Raw genomic sequence first — 25,985 nt, 5'->3', positions numbered from 1 at the left:
TAATCCAGTGGAAGCTCAAGAGGACTCACTGAGTCAGAATAAACCTCCAGCCAGTAGGTACGTTGGGACTCTAGTAATGACTGCTGGGAATCTGACTGCTGCCATTCCGCATAATCCTTGTAATGAAGACGAACTTCGGGCAAGTCATTACCAGAATATAACTGCACAAAGTCATCTACAAGTATACCGTCTGAAACACCATCACTTACTATGTGATGCATATCCATGAGTAAAATATAACCCCCTTCTTCTAAAATGATTAAACCTGCCCGGAAGGGACTCTCACTCAAATTAAAAGGACGTACAAAATCTGAAACTATTGAGTCTATCTCACACTCTTTCCCTTTATAAGTTTCTAACGCAAAATCTTCTCCACTTTGAACTCGCTGAAATACAACTTCTTCATCCTCTTCAAAGCTGGTACGTAATATCTCATGACGAAGAACCAGACCATGTATAGCCAACTTTAACTGATCTAAATTTATCGTAGAGCCCAATCGTAAAACACGGGGCATATTATAAGCTACAGAGCTACGGTCATACTCATATAAAAAATACATCCGCTGCTGAGAGGGAGACAGGGAATAACTGGCCTTTTCTGAGGCTATAGGAATAGGCTCATATGAGGTAACTCCTAAACCTGATATGTAGCGACCAAGGCTACGAATATCCTGATAACGGAATACCGACTGCAAGGGTACTGATACCTCAAGAACTTTAGCCAGCTTATTGACCATTACCGTTGCTCGTAGTGAATGACCTCCCAGCTCGAAAAAACTGCGGGTAACACTGATATCTGCCGCGGGTAACTTTAATACTTCTGACCAAACCTCTACCAACTGACTCTCCAGGGCCGTGGATGCACCTTCATAGTCTGATCCTTCTGTAAGATCTGGGATAGGCAGCGCCCTTTTGTTTACCTTCCCGCTGGAAGTAAGAGGTAAGTGTGATAAATGTACATAATGCGGAGGAACCATATAATCAGGTAAAACTGATTGCAAATGACCTCTAAGATCTGATGAGGACACATCTGAGGAGCATACATAGTAAGCCACAAGGTACTTCTCTGACTCTCCCTGTGCTACAACTACTGCACTGTCTATAGATGGATGCAACAGTAGCTGGTGTTCTATCTCGCCTGGCTCTATACGGTAGCCTCGAACTTTAACCTGATCGTCTACACGACCCATAAACTCCAGAACACCGTCTGAACGCCAACGGGCAAGGTCTCCCGTGCGGTACATCCGATCTCCTACTGATCCATAAGGGTTATCTACAAATTTATCCTGTGTGAGAGAAGGGTTGTTTAGGTAGCCCTGTGCAAGCCCCTTCCCTCCAAGGTAAAGCTCTCCGATAGCGCCCTTTGGTAATACCTCCAAATTCAAACCCAATACATAGGCCTGTGTGTTTTGGATAGGTTTGCCTATAGGAAGTTCTGAACGGATTGAAGAACTATCTGTTGCATGGTATTCAATGCTGGTGACAGTTGTCTCGGTAGGTCCATATTCATTATAAAACAAATAGCGCCCTTTATACCGGTTGTAAAGATCTCTTTTGCAGGCCTCTCCTCCGGAAACTACCCTGCGTAAAGTAGGAACTTCACCGATATCAATGCTCTCAAGAAACGACGGTGTAGCATGCAAATGGGTGACCCCATGAGTAATTAAATAACTTTTAAACCTGTCTGACTCTGAAATATCATCTTTACCGATCAGCACCAGCGATGAACCACTTAATAGTGCCAGCCAGATCTGCTCTACGGAAGCATCAAATATTATCGTAGAAAACTGAAGTATACGCTCATCATCAGATATCCCAAAATACTTCTGCTGGTGAGCTATCAGATTTACAATCCCTTCATGACCTATCATAACCCCTTTAGGAGTACCTGTACTGCCTGATGTATAAATAATATAAACCGTATCCGTAACCGATATCCTAACACACGGGGCATTAACAGAAGAATTAAGTATAGAACGGTCATTAATATTCAGCAACGGTATACTACTACCTGACCATGTACCTGTGCTATCTGTAAGTAAAAGAACAGAACCACTCTCAGCAAGCTGATTCAGTATACGTAATTCTGGCTGACTAATATCAACAGGAAGGTAAGTACACCCTGATTTCAGGATACCCAGCATCCCAATTATAAGCTCCGGGCAACGATCAACCATCAACCCGATAATATCTCCGCGAGAAACTCCCTGTACTTCAATCAAATAATTAGCCAGCTGGTTTGAACGAGCATCTAATTCACGGTAGGTCAACTCCTGATCATGATAAACCAAGGATATATGATCCGGTGTAAGAGATACCTGCTCTTCAAATAAGTCCAGAACTGTCTTCTCTGATGAATAATCCACTTCCTCTCCTCTGCTATCTTCAAGCAACTTATCACGCTCTAAAGCTGATAAAATATCTATATCGTTCAAAAGTATATCAGGGTTCGGTATGACCGTAGTGATAATACGATCTATATAACCCATAAAACGATCTATCGTGGAGGGTGAAAATAATGAGGTTTTGTATATCAGATTAATCTCAAATTGTGCCCCCTGATCTACAATAGAAAAATTTAAATCAAACTTGGATATAATTCGGGAACTCGAACCCTCATAAAGAGAAACATCCAAATCTCCCTGAACATCACTAGAAGACTCCTGGTTATGATAGGAGTACATCACATCAAACAAAGGATTACGGTTCACCGATCGGGGTATATGCAGAATATCTACCAACTCTTCATAAGGATAAACCTGATGCGCAAAGCCCGATAATGAAACGCTTTTTACATGCTCCAGAAAAGAACGGAAGCTTCCAGAACCTTCAACATGATGACGTAATGGCAAGGTGTTAACAAACAAGCCAACAACATCTTCAAGATCTGCATGATGACGACCCGCTACAGGAGTACCTACTACTATATCTGACTGATTACATAATTTGCTCAGAAAAATATTCAGTAACGACAAAAACGTCATGAACATAGTAGCTTCACTCCCTTCTGATAACTTGCGTAGGCCGATACTCAAATCTTCACTTAATCTATAACTGCGTAAACCTCCTGCATAGCTCATCTCTTCTGGACGTGAATAATCCAGTGGAAGCTCAAGAGGACTCACTGAGTCAGAATAAACCTCCAGCCAGTAGGTACGTTGGGACTCTAGTAATGACTGCTGGGAATCTGACTGCTGCCATTCCGCATAATCCTTGTAATGAAGACGAACTTCGGGCAAGTCATTACCAGAATATAACTGCACAAAGTCATCTACAAGTATACCGTCTGAAACACCATCACTTACTATGTGATGCATATCCATGAGTAAAATATAACCCCCTTCTTCTAAAATGATTAAACCTGCCCGGAAGGGACTCTCACTCAAATTAAAAGGACGTACAAAATCTGAAACTATTGAGTCTATCTCACACTCTTTCCCTTTATAAGTTTCTAACGCAAAATCTTCTCCACTTTGAACTCGCTGAAATACAACTTCTTCATCCTCTTCAAAGCTGGTACGTAATATCTCATGACGAAGAACCAGACCATGTATAGCCAACTTTAACTGATCTAAATTTATCGTAGAGCCCAATCGTAAAACACGGGGCATATTATAAGCTACAGAGCTACGGTCATACTCATATAAAAAATACATCCGCTGCTGAGAGGGAGACAGGGAATAACTGGCCTTTTCTGAGGCTATAGGAATAGGCTCATATGAGGTAACTCCTAAACCTGATATGTAGCGACCAAGGCTACGAATATCCTGATAACGGAATACCGACTGCAAGGGTACTGATACCTCTAGAACTTTTGCCAGCTTATTGACCATTACCGTTGCTCGTAGTGAATGACCTCCCAGCTCGAAAAAACTGCGGGTAACACTGATATCTGCCGCGGGTAACTTTAATACTTCTGACCAAACCTCTACCAACTGACTCTCCAGGGCCGTGGATGCACCTTCATAGTCTGATCCTTCTGTAAGATCTGGGATAGGCAGCGCCCTTTTGTTTACCTTCCCGCTGGAAGTAAGAGGCAAATGTGATAAATGTACATAATGCGGAGGAACCATATAATCAGGTAAAACAGATTGCAAATGACCTCTAAGATCTGATGAGGACACATCTGAGGAGCATACATAGTAAGCCACAAGGTACTTCTCTGACTCTCCCTGTGCTACAACTACTGCACTGTCTATAGATGGATGTAACAGTAGCTGGTGTTCTATCTCGCCTGGCTCTATACGGTAGCCTCGAACTTTAACCTGATCGTCTACACGACCCATAAATTCCAGAACACCGTCTGAACCCCACCGGGCTAGGTCTCCCGTGCGATACATCCGATCTCCTACTGATCCATAAGGGTTATCTACAAATTTATCTTGTGTGAGAGAAGGGTTGTTTAGGTAGCCGCGGGCTAATCCTGGTCCGCTTACACATAACTCCCCCACAGAACCTCGCACACACAGCTTACCATACTTATCAACTATATAAACCCGGTGGTTATATACCGGCCTGCCGATTAAGGATGTATCAGATAATTTATTAATTCTGTTATATGTTATACAAACGGTTGCCTCGGATGGACCATAAGTATTATAAACAGGAAAAAAATTCATCAGCCTATCAATGTAAGTAGGAATAAGGACATCTCCACCGCTTATAATCAAGCGTAAGTTCTGAAGTTCAGCTGCACTGGTATTTAATTCACTAAGAACCAAAGGAGTAGTACTTAAAACATTAGCCCCATGATTCTGTATAGAGTTCTTCAGGTAGTCAATATCTCTTCCTCCATTAGGCATAACAATAATCGAAGCACCTGATAAAAGAGCTGGGAAAACTTCTTCAACTATAGTATCAAAAGCTATGGAGGACTGCTGAATAACACGATCAGCCGCCGTTATTGAAAAATATTCCTTAAAAGTCAGACTGTAATCCAAAAGGGAATTATGGCTTATCAAAACTCCGTTCGGAACTCCAGTACTACCTGAAGTATAAATTATATAAGCCAATGACGAGGATGAAATGGAAACATTAGGTGCAGTCGATGGAGACTCTGAAATTATCGGATCTTCTTTTATGTAAATAACATCTAAACCTTCAAGCATCTCAACCTCTATATCGGTAATGATGCACCCAGCTCCCGATTCCTTTATAATCTTGTTTACACGCTCGTTAGTGTACTCATTATCAATTGGCACATATGATCCCCCTGATTTCAAGATACCTAACATCGCTATGACAATCTCTTCAGAGCGACGAAGATAAATACCTACAACATCTTCAATATTAACCCCTTTTCTCTCAATTAGATAATTAGCCAATTGATTCGTCCGATCATCAAGCTCCTTATAACTTAGCTGTATATCTTCATAAATTAGTGCTATGTTATCTGGAGTTTGGGATACCTGACTTTTGAAAAAATCTAAAACTGTTTTATCTATAGGATGTGAAAATTCCTGACCACTAAAATCATCAAGTAACTCCTCTCGTTCTCTAGACGATAAAATATCTATATCCTGCAACAGAATACCCGGCTCTGATAATACGGAGGATATGATTCGCTCAAGGTACCCCATGAAACGATCTATCGTTGAGGGTGAAAATAATGAACTCTTATATTCAAATTCCATTTGAAAACAGTCTCCTACATCGGAAACTGACAGACTCAAATCAAACTTGGATATGATATGGGAACTCGAACCCTCATAAAGAGAAACATCCAAATCTCCCTGAACATCACTAGAAGACTCCTGGTTATGATAGGAGTACATCACATCAAACAAAGGATTACGGTTCACCGATCGGGGTATATGCAGAATATCTACCAACTCTTCATAAGGATAAACCTGATGCGCAAAGCCCGATAATGAAACGCTTTTTACATGCTCCAGAAAAGAACGGAAGCTTCCAGAACCTTCAACATGATGACGTAATGGCAAGGTGTTAACAAACAAGCCAACAACATCTTCAAGATCTGCATGATGACGACCCGCTACAGGAGTACCTACTACTATATCTGACTGATTACATAATTTGCTCAGAAAAATATTCAGTAACGACAAAAACGTCATGAACATAGTAGCTTCACTCCCTTCTGATAACTTGCGTAGGCCGATACTCAAATCTTCACTTAATATATAACTGCGTAAACCTCCTGCATAGCTCATCTCTTCTGGACGTGAATAATCCAGTGGAAGCTCAAGAGGACTCACTGAGTCAGAATAAACCTCCAGCCAGTAGGTACGTTGGGACTCTAGTAATGACTGCTGGGAATCTGACTGCTGCCATTCCGCATAATCCTTGTAATGAAGACGAACTTCGGGCAAGTCATTACCAGAATATAACTGCACAAAGTCATCTACAAGTATACTGTCTGAAACACCATCACTTACTATGTGATGCATATCCATGAGTAAAATATAACCCCCTTCTTCTAAAATGATTAAACCTGCCCGGAAGGGACTCTCACTCAAATTAAAAGGACGTACAAAATCTGAAACTATTGAGTCTATCTCACACTCTTTCCCTCTATAAGTTTCTAGCGCAAAATCTTCTCCACTTTGAACTCGCTGAAATACAACTTCTTCATCCTCTTCAAAGCTGGTACGTAATATCTCATGACGAAGAACCAGACCATGTATAGCCAACTTTAACTGATCTAAATTTATCGTAGAGCCCAATCGTAAAACTCGGGGCATATTATAAGCTACAGAGCTACGGTCATACTCATATAGAAAATACATCCGCTGCTGAGAGGGAGACAGGGAATAACTGGCCTTTTCTGAGGCTATAGGAATAGGCTCATATGAGGTAACTCCTAAACCTGATATGTAGCGACTAAGGCTACGAATATCCTGATAACGGAATACCGACTGCAAGGGTACTGATACCTCTAGAACTTTTGCCAGCTTATTGACCATTACCGTTGCCCGTAGTGAATGACCTCCCAGCTCGAAAAAACTGCGGGTAACACTGATATCTGCCGCGGGTAACTTTAATACTTCTGACCAAACCTCTACCAACTGACTCTCCAGGGCCGTGGATGCACCTTCATAGTCTGATCCTTCTGTAAGATCTGGGATAGGCAGCGCCCTTTTGTTTACCTTCCCGCTGGAAGTAAGAGGTAAGTGTGATAAATGTACATAATGCGGAGGAACCATATAATCAGGTAAAACTGATTGCAAATGACCTCTAAGATCTGATGAGGACACATCTGAGGAGCATACATAGTAAGCCACAAGGTACTTCTCTGACTCTCCCTGTGCTACAACTACTGCACTGTCTATAGATGGATGTAACAGTAGCTGGTGTTCTATCTCGCCTGGCTCTATACGGTAGCCTCGAACTTTAACCTGATCGTCTACACGACCCATAAACTCCAGAACACCGTCTGAACCCCACCGGGCTAGGTCTCCCGTGCGGTACATCCGATCTCCTACTGATCCATAAGGGTTATCTACAAATTTATCTTGTGTGAGAGAAGGGTTGTTTAGGTAGCCCTGTGCAAGCCCCTTCCCTCCAAGGTAAAGCTCTCCGATAGCACCCTTTGGTAATACCTCCAAATTCAAACCCAATACATAGGCCTGTGTGTTTTGGATAGGTTTGCCTATAGGAAGTTCTGAACGGATTGAAGAACTATCTGTTGCATGGTATTCAATGCTGGTTACAGTTGTCTCGGTAGGTCCATACTTATTATAAAATAAATAGCGCCCTTTATACCGGTTGTAAAGATCTCTTTTGCAAGCCTCTCCTCCGGAAACTACCCTGCGTAAAGTAGGAACTTCACCGATATCAATGCTCTCAAGAAACGACGGTGTAGCATGCAAATGGGTGACTCCATGAGTAATTAAATAACTTTTAAACCTGTCTGACTCTGAAATATCATCTTTACCGATCAGCACCAGCGATGAACCACTTAATAGTGCCAGCCAGATCTGCTCTACGGAAGCATCAAATATTATCGTAGAAAACTGAAGTATACGCTCATCATCAGATATCCCAAAATACCTCTTCTGGTGAGCTATCAGATTTACAATCCCTTCATGACCTATCATAACCCCTTTAGGAGTACCTGTACTGCCTGATGTATAAATAATATAAACCGTATCCGTAACCGATATCCTAACACACGGGGCACTAATAGAAGAATTAAGTATAGAACGGTCATTAATATTCAGCAACGGTATACTACTACCTGACCATGTATCTGTGCTACCTGTAAGTAAAAGAACAGAACCACTCTCAGCAAGCTGATTCAGTATACGTAATTCTGGCTGACTAATATCAACAGGAAGATAAGTACACCCTGATTTCAGGATACCCAGCATCCCAATTATAAGCTCCGGGCAACGATCAACCATCAACCCGATAATATCTCCGCGAGAAACTCCCTGTACTTCAATCAAATAATTAGCCAGCTGGTTTGAACGAGCATCTAATTCACGGTAGGTCAACTCCTGATCATGATAAACCAAGGATATATGATCCGGTGTAAGAGATACCTGCTCTTCAAATAAGTCCAGAACTGTCTTCTCTGATGAATAATCCACTTCCTCTCCTCTGCTATCTTCAAGCAACTTATCACGCTCTAAAGCTGATAAAATATCTATATCGTTCAAAAGTATATCAGGGTTCGGTATGACCGTAGTGATAATACGATCTATATAACCCATAAAACGATCTATCGTGGAGGGTGAAAATAATGAGGTTTTGTATATCAGATTAATCTCAAATTGTGCCCCCTGATCTACAATAGAAAAATTTAAATCAAACTTGGATATAATTCGGGAACTCGAACCCTCATAAAGAGAAACATCCAAATCTCCCTGAACATCACTAGAAGACTCCTGGTTATGATAGGAGTACATCACATCAAACAAAGGATTACGGTTCACCGATCGGGGTATATGCAGAATATCTACCAACTCTTCATAAGGATAAACCTGATGCGCAAAGCCCGATAATGAAACGCTTTTTACATGCTCCAGAAAAGAACGGAAGCTTCCAGAACCTTCAACATGATGACGTAATGGCAAGGTGTTAACAAACAAGCCAACAACATCTTCAAGATCTGCATGATGACGACCCGCTACAGGAGTACCTACTACTATATCTGACTGATTACATAATTTGCTCAGAAAAATATTCAGTAACGACAAAAACGTCATGAACATAGTAGCTTCACTCCCTTCTGATAACTTGCGTAGGCCGATACTCAAATCTTCACTTAATCTATAACTGCGTAAACCTCCTGCATAGCTCATCTCTTCCGGACGTGAATAATCCAGTGGAAGCTCAAGAGGACTCACTGAGTCAGAATAAACCTCCAGCCAGTAGGTACGTTGGGACTCTAGTAATGACTGCTGGGAATCTGACTGCTGCCATTCCGCATAATCCTTGTAATGAAGACGAACTTCGGGCAAGTCATTACCAGAATATAACTGCACAAAGTCATCTACAAGTATACTGTCTGAAACACCATCACTTACTATGTGATGCATATCCATGAGTAAAATATAACCCCCTTCTTCTAAAATGATTAAACCTGCCCGGAAGGGACTCTCACTCAAATTAAAAGGACGTACAAAATCTGAAACTATTGAGTCTATCTCACACTCTTTCCCTCTATAAGTTTCTAGCGCAAAATCTTCTCCACTTTGAACTCGCTGAAATACAACTTCTTCATCCTCTTCAAAGCTGGTACGTAATATCTCATGACGAAGAACCAGACCATGTATAGCCAACTTTAACTGATCTAAATTTATCGTAGAGCCCAATCGTAAAACTCGGGGCATATTATAAGCTACAGAGCTACGGTCATACTCATATAGAAAATACATCCGCTGCTGAGAGGGAGACAGGGAATAACTGGCCTTTTCTGAGGCTATAGGAATAGGCTCATATGAGGTAACTCCTAAACCTGATATGTAGCGACTAAGGCTACGAATATCCTGATAACGGAATACCGACTGCAAGGGTACTGATACCTCTAGAACTTTTGCCAGCTTATTGACCATTACCGTTGCTCGTAGTGAATGACCTCCCAGCTCGAAAAAACTGCGGGTAACACTGATATCTGCCGCGGGTAACTTTAATACTTCTGACCAAACCTCTACCAACTGACTCTCCAGGGCCGTGGATGCACCTTCATAGTCTGATCCTTCTGTAAGATCTGGGATAGGCAGCGCCCTTTTGTTTACCTTCCCGCTGGAAGTAAGAGGCAAATGTGATAAATGTACATAATGCGGAGGAACCATATAATCAGGTAAAACAGATTGCAAATGACCTCTAAGATCTGATGAGGACACATCTGAGGAGCATACATAGTAAGCCACAAGGTACTTCTCTGACTCTCCCTGTGCTACAACTACTGCACTGTCTATAGATGGATGCAACAGTAGCTGGTGTTCTATCTCGCCTGGCTCTATACGGTAGCCTCGAACTTTAACCTGATCGTCTACACGACCCATAAACTCCAGAACACCGTCTGAACGCCAACGGGCAAGGTCTCCCGTGCGGTACATCCGATCTCCTACTGATCCATAAGGGTTATCTACAAATTTATCCTGTGTGAGAGAAGGGTTGTTTAGGTAGCCGCGGGCTAATCCTGGTCCGCTTACACATAACTCTCCCACAGAACCTCGTACACACAGCTTACCATACTTATCAACTATATAAACCCGGTGGTTATATACCGGCCTGCCGATTGGTATATTTCCTAAAGCCAAGGAATCATCATCAATTTCAAAACATGTAGTAACAACAGTATTCTCCGTTGGACCGTAATTATTATATAACTTGTAATCATTTTTGTGCACTACCCTTAGCTTATCACCACCCGTGAGCAGGACACGAAGAGAATGATTGGTTAAAGTCAAAAATTGCTCACACAACTGAGTTGGCAAAAAAGATATAGTTATATTATTGGCATTAAAATAATTATTTAATTGATGAACATCATACTTAATAGAAGTATCGATTATATGTATAGATGCACCCAATATTAGGTAAGGGAATATTTCCCATATAGAAGCGTCAAAACCAATACCAGCATATTTTGTAGCTCGATCTGATGAACTTACATTAAAATGCAAGTTATGCCAGTTGCACAAATTCATCAGAGAGGAGTGTTCGATCATAACTCCTTTGGGATTCCCCGTACTTCCTGATGTATAGATTACATAAGCCAAATCCTTTGCTGCTGGAAACATCTGCGATGGATCATCTGATAAATCATACGAAGAAGGATCATCGAGATTTATATATTTCTCCAATGAAGGAATTTTTAAACTAAATTTTGACTGAGTCAGTAATAACCTATACTGACTATCTTTCAATATATAATTTATTCGCTCATAAGGATAATCTGGAGCTATAGACAGAAAAGCTGCACCACATTTTAATATACCTAAAATACCGATTACAAAATCAAAGGATGGCTCCGACAATATGCAAACAATATCTCCGCATGTAATACCTCTTCGAATCAAATAATTAGCCAGCTGGTTTGAACGAGCATCTAATTCACGGTAGGTCAACTCCTGATCATGATAAACCAAGGATATATGATCCGGTGTAAGAGATACCTGCTCTTCAAATAAGTCCAGAACTGTCTTCTCTGATGAATAATCCACTTCCTCTCCTCTGCTATCTTCAAGCAACTTATCACGCTCTAAAGCTGATAAAATATCTATATCGTTCAAAAGTATATCAGGGTTCGGTATGACCGTAGTGATAATACGATCTATATAACCCATAAAACGATCTATCGTGGAGGGTGAAAATAATGAGGTTTTGTATATCAGATTAATCTCAAATTGTGCCCCCTGATCTACAATAGAAAAATTTAAATCAAACTTGGATATAATTCGGGAACTCGAACCCTCATAAAGAGAAACATCCAAATCTCCCTGAACATCACTAGAAGACTCCTGGTTATGATAGGAGTACATCACATCAAACAAAGGATTACGGTTCACCGATCGGGGTATATGCAGAATATCTACCAACTCTTCATAAGGATAAACCTGATGCGCAAAGCCCGATAATGAAACGCTTTTTACATGCTCCAGAAAAGAACGGAAGCTTCCAGAACCTTCAACATGATGACGTAATGGCAAGGTGTTAACAAACAAGCCAACAACATCTTCAAGATCTGCATGATGACGACCCGCTACAGGAGTACCTACTACTATATCTGACTGATTACATAATTTGCTCAGAAAAATATTCAGTAACGACAAAAACGTCATGAACATAGTAGCTTCACTCCCTTCTGATAACTTGCGTAGGCCGATACTCAAATCTTCACTTAATCTATAACTGCGTAAACCTCCTGCATAGCTCATCTCTTCTGGACGTGAATAATCCAGTGGAAGCTCAAGAGGACTCACTGAGTCAGAATAAACCTCCAGCCAGTAGGTACGTTGGGACTCTAGTAATGACTGCTGGGAATCTGACTGCTGCCATTCCGCATAATCCTTGTAATGAAGACGAACTTCGGGCAAGTCATTACCAGAATATAACTGCACAAAGTCATCTACAAGTATACCGTCTGAAACACCATCACTTACTATGTGATGCATATCCATGAGTAAAATATAACCCCCTTCTTCTAAAATGATTAAACCTGCCCGGAAGGGACTCTCACTCAAATTAAAAGGACGTACAAAATCTGAAACTATTGAGTCTATCTCACACTCTTTCCCTCTATAAGTTTCTAGCGCAAAATCTTCTCCACTTTGAACTCGCTGAAATACAACTTCTTCATCCTCTTCAAAGCTGGTACGTAATATCTCATGACGAAGAACCAGACCATGTATAGCCAACTTTAACTGATCTAAATTTATCGTAGAGCCCAATCGTAAAACTCGGGGCATATTATAAGCTACAGAGCTACGGTCATACTCATATAGAAAATACATCCGCTGCTGAGAGGGAGACAGGGAATAACTGGCCTTTTCTGAGGCTATAGGAATAGGCTCATATGAGGTAACTCCTAAACCTGATATGTAGCGACTAAGGCTACGAATATCCTGATAACGGAATACCGACTGCAAGGGTACTGATACCTCTAGAACTTTTGCCAGCTTATTGACCATTACCGTTGCCCGTAGTGAATGACCTCCCAGCTCGAAAAAACTGCGGGTAACACTGATATCTGCCGCGGGTAACTTTAATACTTCTGACCAAACCTCTACCAACTGACTCTCCAGGGCCGTGGATGCACCTTCATAGTCTGATCCTTCTGTAAGATCTGGGATAGGCAGCGCCCTTTTGTTTACCTTCCCGCTGGAAGTAAGAGGTAAGTGTGATAAATGTACATAATGCGGAGGAACCATATAATCAGGTAAAACTGATTGCAAATGACCTCTAAGATCTGATGAGGACACATCTGAGGAGCATACATAGTAAGCCACAAGGTACTTCTCTGACTCTCCCTGTGCTACAACTACTGCACTGTCTATAGATGGATGTAACAGTAGCTGGTGTTCTATCTCGCCTGGCTCTATACGGTAGCCTCGAACTTTAACCTGATCGTCTACACGACCCATAAACTCCAGAACACCGTCTGAACCCCACCGGGCTAGGTCTCCCGTGCGGTACATCCGATCTCCTACTGATCCATAAGGGTTATCTACAAATTTATCTTGTGTGAGAGAAGGGTTGTTTAGGTAGCCGCGGGCTAATCCTGGTCCGCTTACACATAACTCCCCCACAGAACCTCGCACACACAGCTTACCATACTTATCAACTATATAAACCCGGTGGTTATATACCGGCCTGCCGATTAAGGATGTATCAGATAATTTATTAATTCTGTTATATGTTATACAAACGGTTGCCTCGGATGGACCATAAGTATTATAAACAGGAAAAAAATTCATCAGCCTATCAATGTAAGTAGGAATAAGGACATCTCCACCGCTTATAATCAAGCGTAAGTTCTGAAGTTCAGCTGCACTGGTATTTAATTCACTAAGAACCAAAGGAGTAGTACTTAAAACATTAGCCCCATGATTCTGTATAGAGTTCTTCAGGTAGTCAATATCTCTTCCTCCATTAGGCATAACAATAATCGAAGCACCTGATAAAAGAGCTGGGAAAACTTCTTCAACTATAGTATCAAAAGCTATGGAGGACTGCTGAATAACACGATCAGCCGCCGTTATTGAAAAATATTCCTTAAAAGTCAGACTGTAATCCAAAAGGGAATTATGGCTTATCAAAACTCCGTTCGGAACTCCAGTACTACCTGAAGTATAAATTATATAAGCCAATGACGAGGATGAAATGGAAACATTAGGTGCAGTCGATGGAGACTCTGAAATTATCGGATCTTCTTTTATGTAAATAACATCTAAACCTTCAAGCATCTCAACCTCTATATCGGTAATGATGCACCCAGCTCCCGATTCCTTTATAATCTTGTTTACACGCTCGTTAGTGTACTCATTATCAATTGGCACATATGATCCCCCTGATTTCAAGATACCTAACATCGCTATGACAATCTCTTCAGAGCGACGAAGATAAATACCTACAACATCTTCAATATTAACCCCTTTTCTCTCAATTAGATAATTAGCCAATTGATTCGTCCGATCATCAAGCTCCTTATAACTTAGCTGTATATCTTCATAAATTAGCGCTATGTTATCTGGAGTTTGGGATACCTGACTTTTGAAAAAATCTAAAACTGTTTTATCTATAGGATGTGAAAATTCCTGACCACTAAAATCATCAAGTAACTCCTCTCGTTCTCTAGACGATAAAATATCTATATCCTGCAACAGAATACCCGGCTCTGATAATACGGAGGATATGATTCGCTCAAGGTACCCCATAAAACGATCTATCGTGGAGGGTGAAAATAATGAACTCTTATATTCAAATTCCATTTGAAAACAGTCTCCTACATCGGAAACTGACAGACTCAAATCAAACTTGGATATGATATGGGAACTGGCTTCTTGGCCAATAATATCCAAACCATCAAAATCTACTGTATGCCCTTCCAGATTTTGGTAGTTAAATAGTACATCAAACAAAGGGTTGCGGTTCACTGATCGGGGTATATGCAGAACATCTACCAACTCTTCATAAGGGTAGCCTTGATTCTCAAAACTTTGTAGCACCCTTGATTTTACTGATTTAAGGAAGGATTGGAAACTTAGAGTTCCAGTAGCATGGTTTCTTAAAGGCAGAGTATTTACAAACAGTCCAACAACATCTTCCAGATCTGGATGCTGACGACCCGCTACAGGGGTGCCCACTACTATATCTTCCTGATTGCACACCTTTGCCAGAAAAATATTAAAAATGGACAAGAATGTCATAAACAGGGTGTGTCCTGTTTCCTGTGATTGTAAACGAAGACCAGAACTAAGTTTCTTACTAAGAGTATACTTTTGGAAACCTCCATCATAATTCATCTCTTCCGGACGCTCATAATCCAATGGAAGCTCCAAGGGGCTTACTAAATCAGAGTAAGTATTGAGCCAGAATGACTTTTGTTTTGAAAGCAAAGTCTGCTGTGACTCATTCTGCTGCCATTCTGAATAATCTTTGTAATGAAGCCGGACTGGGGAAAGCGACTCTCCTCTATACAGCTTTACCAAATCATCCAGTAATATTCCATCAGATACACCATCGCTTATAATATGGTGCATATCCATGAGTAATATATAGTCACCATTATCAACGTTAATCAAACCTGCCCGAAAAGAGCTAAATTCCAGTTTAAAAGGGCGAATGAAATTATCTACTGCAGTAGACACTCCTTCTTCTGTACAACTATACTCTTCTATTTCAAAGTCTAATCCTGAATGAATAACCTGCACAACATCATCTTCATACTCTTCAAAGCTAGTGCGTAATATCTCATGACGCACTACCAGTTCCTTCAATGCATATCTCAACTGATCTGCATCAAGAGAGGCGCCCAACCTTTGGATGTGTGGCATATTATATGCCACTGCCCCTCGTTCGTAAGCATAGAGAAAATACATACGATGTTGCGCCGCTGACAAAGCATAGTAAGGTTGTGGAGCCGCAGGAAGAATGGGATCTGAAATTTTCCTATTATTCACCTTAAGGAAAAAATCAAGTATTTCATCTTTCTTTTCTCTGAGTTCGCCAACCACCTGCGGAGTAAGAAGTTCCTTAGAAGCTTTCACCTCAAGTTGATTATCCCGTACCTGAACAATTATATCTCTTTGTCTCAGTTCGGTTATATATTCGTCAATCGTCATATAATTATCTTGGTTATCTCCTCACCATCTTCCTTGGTTATATCAAGCTGCTTTACGGTAATAATGTAATCAGCCAATCTTTTAATAGTTTGCTTACTAAACACTTCCCTAAGTGCAATTTCTACATTAAATGCGCGGCTAATTCCGTTTATAAGAGTAATGGCCTTTAAAGAGTGTCCCCCCATTTCAAAAAAACTAATTTCTGTACTCACTTTATTATCATCCAGATTCAACACTTTTGCATACAAGGCCGCAAGTTCTTCCTCTATTTCATTGGCTGGCGCTATATATTCAACAGCAATTTCGGGTTCCGGATCGGGCAAACTGGCACGATGTAGTTTTCCGGTCGAGGTTACAGGCATCTCACTTACTTTGATAAAGAAGCTGGGGACCATAACCATTGGCAATTTATCCATCAAATGTGATCTTATCTCTCTAACAGAAATATCTCTTTCAGAAATATAATAGGCTACTAATGTCTTATCACCCCTGACAGATTTAAGGATTACCACAGATTCTACCATGCCCTCTATGGTATTAATTTGGCTTTCAATCTCCCCTGGCTCAATACGCACACCGTTAAGTTTCAACTGCTGATCTATCCTTCCTAGAAATTCAATATTTCCATCAGCTTTCCAACAGGCAAGATCACCAGTACGGTAGAGTGTAAATCCTGGCTTAAAAGGGTTTTCTATAAAGCGACTGGTAGTAAGTTCCTTATTTCCAATATATCCGTTACCAACTTGTTCACCTCCAATGTAAAGTTCACCAGCGGCATGAACTGGCACCTGTTGCATTTGTTCATCAAGAATGTAAATCTGGGTATTTTGAATGGGCCTTCCAATATAGGGCATTGAAGGTATTTCTCCCTCAGGATCAACCATATAACTTGTTACCACATGAGTCTCTGCCGGTCCGTAATGATTATGTAAGTAAATATTATTCTCTTTCAAATATTTTTTAAACAGCTCCCCCACAACAACTTGCTCACCTGCTGTCACTATGTGTCTGAGTGTATTGGGCAACTGGTCTTGATAGTGACCAGAATTGAATATTTGGTTCAGCAAAGACGAAGGCATAAAAATTGTACAAATTTCATTTTGTTGAATGTACAAGGTCAACTTCGAAAAATCACGAGCTAAGTCCTCATCGATCAAATGTACCACCCCGCCAGTTAGCAAGCCTAAAAATATCTCCACGAATGAAGGGTCAAAAGTCATAGTAGTGAATTGTAATACAGATGAACCATCAAGACCAATGTGGTTGATATGAAAATCTAGTAGATTGGTAAGATTGCCATGCGTAAGCATTGCTCCCTTAGGTTTTCCAGTGGAACCAGAGGTGAAAATAACGTAAACCAGATCCTCACTTTTACCAGGATATCGAGGGTTTTCTTTATCAAATTTTGAAACATTCCATTCTTTTACATTGATGCAGTCTACGCATGATGTTAATGAGGATTTGGGTATTGTATCTGTAAGTAGCAGTTGCATACCACTGTCTTCGATCATACCAATTATCCTATCTTCAGGATGACTTTTATCTAGAGGAAGATATGCCCCTCCCGCCTTCATTATACCAAGCAATGATGTAATCATTTCAACGGAGCGTTCCACCATAAGTCCAACTACTACATTGTGTCTAACCCCTCGTGCCCTAAGAGCACGAGCTAGTTTATTGACTCGCTCATTGAGGTCTTTGTAAGTAATTGACTCACCTTTAAAGGTTAGTGCAAAAGCTTCCGGGGTTTTCTCTGCTTGTTCTTCAAACCATAAATGAATGGTTGGTTTACCCTTATAAGGACAAATAGTATCGTTAAACTGATCTATCAACCGGAGTTGTGACTCCCTTTCTAGTAAATGCAGCTCAGATATTGCCTTTTCTGGGAAATCAACAATTTGTCTAAGCAGCGTCTGAAAACAATCAATAAGTGTATTGATTGTCTCTTTTTTAAAAATTGCTGAATAATACTGGAAGCTGCATTGTAATTTATCTCCTTTCTCAATACTAAATAAAGTCAAGTCGAACTTGGAAGTATGTTCATCACTTGTATAGCCCTTTAGTGCAAAGTCCTTTGTTTCAAAGGTGCCATCATTAGCATTTTCAAACACAAACATCACATCGAAAAGTGGGTTTCTGCTTGTGTCACGATTGAGCTTCAGTTCATCTACTAACTCTTCATATTGATAACCTTGATTCTCAAGGCATTTTAGAGTTTTTTCACGTACTTCCTTCACAAAACCCTGTACGGTAAGCCCCCCTTCAACCTGATTACGGATGGCCAAGGTATTAACAAACATACCTATAATTCCCTCAAGGTCGGTGTGTTGCCGCCCGGATACCGGTGAGCCAACCACTATATCCTGAGTACGGGCCATTTTGCTAAGCAGTATATTATATGCAGAAAGAACTACCATAAACAGAGTGGCTTCCGTATTTTCTGCAAGCTTTTTTAATCCGGTTGTAATTTCACTATCTATTACAAAATCAACCGAAGCCCCTTGATAACTCTTCATTAATGGTCGAGAATAGTCTGCAGGCAGATTTACCTGATATCCACCTTCGGTAAATTCTGAGATCCAGAAAGCCTTTTGTTCATCCATTATTCGATGAACATATTCACTCTGCTGCCATACCGCATAATCCTTATATTGCAGATGGAGAGGTGCCTGATGCTCTTCATGATAAGCTGATATAAAATCTCTAATAAGAATATTTCTGGATAACAGGTCGCTGATAATGTGATGCATGTCCACAAACAGGAATTGCCTTTTATCAGAAAGACTCAGCAGACATGTACGAATCGGATAATCGGAATTCAAATTAAAAGGTTGTACCAGGCTTCGAATATCCTCTGCAAGAGTTTCAGCAGTACTTAGTTTTCTACCCATGGTAAACTCGTCACCTGTGTTTATCTGCTGAACCGGCTGATCATTTATAAGTTTAAAAGTCGTACGAAGGCTCTCATGCCGTTTCACTAAAGAAAACAGAGCAGATTCAAGGCGCCTTTCATCCGGTTTACCTATTATCTCAAATACTGTAGGAGTATTATACGCCGTGGAAAACTTGTCAAATTCAAACAGAAAATACATTCTTTTCTGAGCTGATGACAGTGGGTAATACTCCTGAATCGGTGCCTTTCCAACTGAGATGAATAATTCTTTTTCAAGTTTCGGAATTAGATCGGCCAGCTGAGCAATAGTTCTGTAGGAAAAAAAGTCCTTTAAGGGCACCCTTACTGAAAATAATTCTGCAATTTTATTTACGAGTGTAATGGCTGTGATAGAATGGCCTCCCAGTTCAAAGAAATCTGTCTCAACACTAATTTTTGTTTTGTTTAGTTCGAGTATGTCAGCCCAGATTGACAATAACTTTTCTTCAGTTTCATTCCTAGGATATACGTATGCCTTGTCTTTTGTTAAATCTGGGTCTGGCAATGAACTACTATCAATCTTTCCGTTTGATGTAAGTGGAAAAGACTCTAGCCACACATAACCAGACGGGATCATATACTCTGGAAGATGTGATGCTAACTGTGATTTTATTATACTGTGGGCCAAATGTTCTCTACCAGCAAGATAGCCTATAAGCTTCTTATTATCCTCATCACCACATATTACGACCAGCGCTTTGCTTACCTCAGGAATAGCTTCTAACCTATTTTCTACCTCTCCAAGCTCAATTCTGTATCCTCGAAGTTGTACCTGATGATCACTTCGGCCGTGGTACTCTAATTCACCATCATTTAAAACCCGTGCAAGGTCTCCCGAACTATACAACTTCTCTCCTTTTCGATAAGGATTATCAATAAACCTTGATGCAGTTAATGCTTCGTTATTAATGTAACCTCTACTTTTACCTGCACCACCTACATACATTTCACCTATTACACCCTGAGGCACAAGTTTCATATCTTTATCCAAAAGGTATATCGATGTAAGCGGCAGCGGTCTACCTATACTTTTAGTGTTAGCTTCAATTTCCCTTTCTTGTAGTTCCTTGAATGTAACATGAACTGAAGTTTCCGTAATACCATATTGGTTAATAAGTCGGGTATCTGGAAAATCAGATTTCCAAGAGGCGAGTTTTGCAGGTGTTAACATTTCCCCTCCGAAAATAACATACCGGAGTTTAGGCAACTGAGCTGAAGAAACCCTGGCTTCATCTGATAACTTATAAAATGCGGACGGTGTTTGGTTCAATACAGTCACACCTTGAGTACAAACTATATCCAAAAAGGCAGATGGATCTTTTGCAATTTCGGCCGGAATTATAATTAGTGTTCCTCCATAAAGTAAAGCACCATACATTTCCCATACACTAAAGTCAAAACAATGACTATGAAAGAGAGTCCATACATCCTTTTCATTAAAATCATATACAGGTGCCTGATTAAAGAACAATTGTAGCACATTACGATGTTCGATCATTACTCCTTTTGGCCTGCCTGTTGTTCCTGAGGTGTAAATTATATAACAAAGATCTTGCTGAGTATTGATATATTCTACCATAGAATCATCAAAATCCATCGTTTCCTCAATACAAATCTTTGTTAAATCGTCTCTTTTAATCACGTTTTCATACTCTCCGGTTGTAAGGACAATATTAGCTCCACTATTTTCAAGCATGTAAGCTATTCTTTCCGAAGGGTATATAACATCAATAGGTAAGTATGCTCCTCCTGCTTTCAAAATCCCCAGCATCCCTATGATGGTATCCATAGTTTTCCCCATCAGCAGAGCCACCACTATGTTTCTACCAACTCCTTCTTCACGTAAACTTCTTGCAACCTGATTAGAGCGACTGTCCAGTTCAGTATATGTCATTGACTGATCACCGAATTTAATAGCTATTTTCTCTGGCTGAGCCGCCACTTGTTCCTTAAATCGCTCTATTAGCGAGTTGTACCCAGAAGAATGGTTAAAAATAGATGCTTCATTCATACTAATTAGCTGTTGCATTTCATGCTTTGGCAAAATTGTATTTTGATCCATCGGTTGGTCTCTGAAGTGTACAAAGGCAGTCAGTACGTTTTTAAAATATTTGTATATTCTTAAGGATAATGATTCATCAATGATGGTTGTAGAATAGGTTAACCCTGTCTGAAAGCCAGTATTATGTGCGAATACGTGTAAATCAAAAAGTGTATTATTATTAACATAGTTATCAAGCTGGAAACCATGGTCTTCCGTAACGGATTCATCCTGGATCATTTCTTTAAAAACGTGAAAATCAACGAAATTAAATGATGTGTCAAATATAGGATTCTGGTCACCGACAGGCTCTTTAATCATTTGCAAGATCTCATTAAAAGGCACTTTTTCATGCTTTTTAAGATTCCTTAATTTGCTTTCTATATACTCGATATATTCACTCCACAACATACCTTCTTTCATTTGTGCTCTGAAAGGAATAGTATTAAGGAAGCATCCCAACAATTTTTCTCCGTCTGTAACCAACGGCCTATTATTAGTGACGATTCCAAGAACAACATCGTTTGTAGAGGTGATCATTTTCATCACATATATATAGGCTGCAAAGCACAAATGCTTAAAACTAGAATTGAATTGAGTCGCCACCACCATTAACTCCTGACGAAGATCATTACCCAAGTCATAGAAGTCATGATTATATTTATGTGCAAGTCCTGTATTGGCAAATTGAAGACGATGATAATCTTCAAGCTCCTGTCGCCAATATTCAGCACTATCCTCATTATAGGTTGCTGCAACTTCAGCCAGTATTTGATCCTGATATGCAACCTGCAGTAGCTCAGGAATATATTGAGAATTGGATCGTAGGTTAAGATAGGTATTATTTAATTCCGTCATGAACGTTGATAAGCTCCACCCGTCAAACAGAGAGTGATGAAAATCGAATAAAAGATAATGACGTGAATCAGACACCTTAATCACACACATTCTCCATATAAGTGATAATGAAAGTTCAGTTCCTCTGATCTTTTCCTCATGCATTCTTTCTTTAATTGCTCTTTCCTGCATATTGGAAGGGTACCCCGATAGATCAAGATAACTCAACTCTGGCTCGGCATGTTCTAAGACGATATGTGCAAAATAATCAAGGTCATAGATTTTCCGGAGGGTGGAATGCTTTTTTACCAGTAAATTAAGTGATTCTTTAAAAACTGAAAAATCAAATGATCCGAAGGGAATTGGATAAATATTCTGCTCATGATAGATAATTTTATGAATATCCTCTTCCTCAGCAGCCTTCTTTAAAGAATAATAGACCATCCCTTTTTCCACACCGTTCATAGGGTATACACTTTCATATATTTCCTTATAAAGGCCTGCTGCTTTGTATTTCTTTTCGAATTTATGAATGACATCTAAAGCCAATTCCGCTAAGTTTTTCTGATCCTTATTGACTGATTTATTGATCAGATAAGTTAGTTCATCAATAGTTTGATGCGAGTAGATATCAGCAATAGTAAGGTTCACACCCAGCTTTTCATTGATTTCGGAAATAATTCCAATTGCTTTTAGAGAATCTCCGCCCAGTGAGAAATAATTATCTCTAATACCTACCCTACTTGCAGACAGTCTTTTCATCCATAAGGATGCCATAATCTCCTGATCTGTTGTTAAAGGAGCAACATAATTATCTAATTCAGCCGAAGCAGGTGCCGGTAATTTGGATCGATCTACCTTATTGTTTGTAGTATACGGAATACTCTCTACCTGCATAAAATATGCTGGAATCATGTAAAAAGGCAGATTCGCCGAGAGATAATTTCGCAGGTACTCTGTTTCCAGCTTTTTTGTTCCTACCACATAGGCACAAAGGAAAGGTTGATCATCAATTTCATCCTTTTTGGCCAACACTACAGCATGTTCAATATACTCATTTTGAACTAACTGATGTTCAATTTCTCCTAGCTCTATTCTGAACCCCTTTAACTGAACTTGATGGTCAGAACGACCAAGATATTCCAACTCTCCACCACCTATCATTCGAGCTAGATCTCCAGATCGATATAATATGTCACCCGATTTAAATGGATTTGAAATAAAACGAGAAGAGGTGAGTTCATCGTTATTTAAATATCCGCGCCCAACACCGTGTCCACCAACGAATATTTCTCCTGTAATCCCTGGAGGCACTGGTTTTTTATGTTCATCCAGCAGATAGATTGAGCCTGTTGGAAGTGGCCTTCCTATATTACTTATGCTATGTTTAATCTGCTCAACTCCAATCTCCTTATAGGTCATATGTACCGTAACCTCCGTGATGCCGTACATATTTACTAGCTTACAGCTAGGATGTATATTGTTCCAATTTTTAAGTTTGGCAGGAAGAAGGGCCTCTCCGGCAAAAATTACATACCTAATATGCGGTAAAGTTATATCCTGCAATTTTACAACTTCATCAAGATTATAAAATGCCGTTGGCGTCTGGTTAAGCACGGTAACTTCATGCTTTCGCACTATTTCGAGATATACTGAAGGATCTCTGGCTTCTTCCGGAGCCACCACTACAAGTGTCCCTCCCCTTAACAGTGCACCGTAAATCTCCCAGACACTCACATCAAAACAGTGACTATGAAACATAGTCCATACATCGGTTGAGCAAAAGTTAAATTGAAAGGCATCATTAAATAGCAAACGGACCACATTTTTATGCTGAATCATGACTCCCTTCGGGTTTCCTGTTGTTCCGGAAGTATATAATACATAGCAAAGATCTGTGGGACTATTGATATGTTGAGGGTTTTCCAAACGCTCTACGTGGTTTATATTATCCGTATACAACAACTCTGACTTCACTCCATTTACAAGTGAAGTAAATTCCTTGTTTAGAAGGATCAACTTTGCTCCACTGTTCTCAATAGAGTATCGAATACGATTTTCAGGATATGTAATATCTATTGGAAGATAGGCACCCCCTGATTTGATCACCCCAAGCATTTGCACCACCGTTTCCATAGTTTTTCCTGATAGCAGGCACACGATATCATTACGACCAATACCTCTAGACCGTAATTCGAAGGCAATTTGATTAGCTCTGCTATTCAGTTCAGAATAGGTTATTGTATCATCATCCATCACTAATGCCACTTTCTTCGGTGTTAGGGAAACCTGCCTTTCAAACATTGTGATAAGAGTATCCGAGAGAGGATATCCGATATCTGAATAATCATTCCTTTTGATCAGCTCTTTACATTCGGCATCACTTAAAAGTGATAAGTCTTTCAGTAAAATCTGATCATTATCCATCACCTGATCAATGAGATTAGTAAAATAATTGAAGAATCTCTTAATTGATTCACTACTAAAAAGTTGAGTCTTGTATTCGATAGCACAATCTATTGATTCACCATTTTCTGTGAAATAAAAAGATAAATCAAACTTGGCTGTGGATTTGGCCACCTCAAAGGGTCTGATATTAAGTCCACTTATTGAGGAGTTCTCTTTTCTAATATTATTGAGAGCCATAAGCGTATTAAACAGTGGATTTACATCACCATGTCTATCCAAATCCAAGTCATGCAATAGATTCTCATATGCATATTCCTGATTTTCAAAAGAGGAGATTGTTTTTCTACTTACCGCCTTTAAGTAATTTATGAAATTAATATTTCCATGAGGCGTCAGGCGTAGTGATAAAGTATTAACAAACATTCCTAATATCTTTTCAAGATCTTTATGCGATCTACCAGCCACAGGAGTACCTATAGCCAAATCAGTGATTCCCGAAAGTTTAGAAAGTAGAATACTGTAGAAAGATATTAATATAGAAAACAAAGAAGTGTTAGAGCCTCGAGCTATTTTTCTTAAGAAATTGGATTGTGTATTACCTATGGTGAAATATTCTGTTTTCCCTTCAAAAGTTAACTGTTTAGGCCGCATGTAATCGGTAGGAAGAAATAGCTGGTTCTGATATCCAAAAAATTCTTTCAACCAAAATGCACGCTGATCAGCAATATCAGCTTGATTTGATGTACTGTAATACCAATTAACGTAATCACCGTATTGCAAATCTACTGCCGGAAGATCGACTCCATTATAAATTGCTCCAAAGTCTTGAACAAGTATCTGCTGCGAAGTTCCATCAGATATAATATGATGAAGATCGATTAGAAGTATTGCGCAACCTTCACCAACTTCTATCAATCCAGCCCTTATAAGAGGAGCTGTAGAGAGGTCAAACGGTCTAACAAACTCACGCATTATATTCTCTACTTCGCTCTCTATAGCCTTATAATATTCTATAGAGAATGGTACGTCATCAAGCACGTGCTGCTCAGGTGCTTTGTCTTCATTCAGCAAAAACCTTGTTCTCAAGCTATCATGCCTACTGATAATTTTCTTGAAGGTATCCTGCAGGCGCGCCTTATCTAAAAAGCCTTTTATCTCATATGCCTGAGGAAGGTTGTAGGCGGTAGAATCCCTATCAAGTTCCTGCAGAATAAACAATCGGGTCTGCTGTGGAGTAAGCTTAAGACTAGAAGATTTTCTAACATCACCCATATCCCCTATACCTTTTGAAGGTTTTCGCTGCTTTCTGTTTGAAATAAATTCTATTAAATCATATTTATTTTCTTTTATTTCATGAAGCAACTCCGGGCTATCTACACCTTCCGGAATATTAAGTTTCAAGCTGTCATTTTCGACAGCCAGCTGAATGTTTAACTGCTTTAATTTCAATAATAATTCTTCCATCAGATTTATGTATTAGTTCTTTATCTGGGCAGTTTTTTATCGAACT

At 39.9% G+C, this 25,985-nt stretch carries 2 protein-coding genes (1 of these 2 only partly in view); both read right to left on the bottom strand.

What is annotated here, in order from left to right; translation table 11 throughout:
• Window positions 1-16,256: the 5' portion of a non-ribosomal peptide synthase/polyketide synthase gene (locus LVD16_RS11085; protein ID WP_233774008.1), read on the bottom strand. The gene continues 3,172 nt to the left of window position 1, outside the view; the window shows 16,256 of its 19,428 coding nt (coding positions 1-16,256); the start codon lies at window positions 16,254-16,256; its stop codon lies off the left edge, out of view.
• A complete protein-coding gene (locus LVD16_RS11080; RefSeq protein ID WP_233774007.1) occupies window positions 16,253-25,939 on the bottom strand; it encodes a non-ribosomal peptide synthetase in 9,687 nt (3,228 codons plus the stop codon). The genes LVD16_RS11085 and LVD16_RS11080 overlap by 4 nt, the downstream gene beginning before the upstream one ends.
• Window positions 25,940-25,985 lie beyond the last annotated feature (46 nt).

The organism is Fulvivirga ligni (assembly GCF_021389935.1).
GTDB lineage: Bacteria > Bacteroidota > Bacteroidia > Cytophagales > Cyclobacteriaceae > Fulvivirga > Fulvivirga ligni.
Note: the sequence above shows the minus strand (reverse complement) of the source record. Positions and strands in the feature narration are given on the sequence as shown.

Excerpts from the sequence above, each read along its gene's own strand:
- LVD16_RS11080 (WP_233774007.1), bottom strand. The coding sequence starts at position 25,939 with ATGGAAGAATTATTATTGAAATTAAAGCAGTTAAACATTCAGCTGGCT.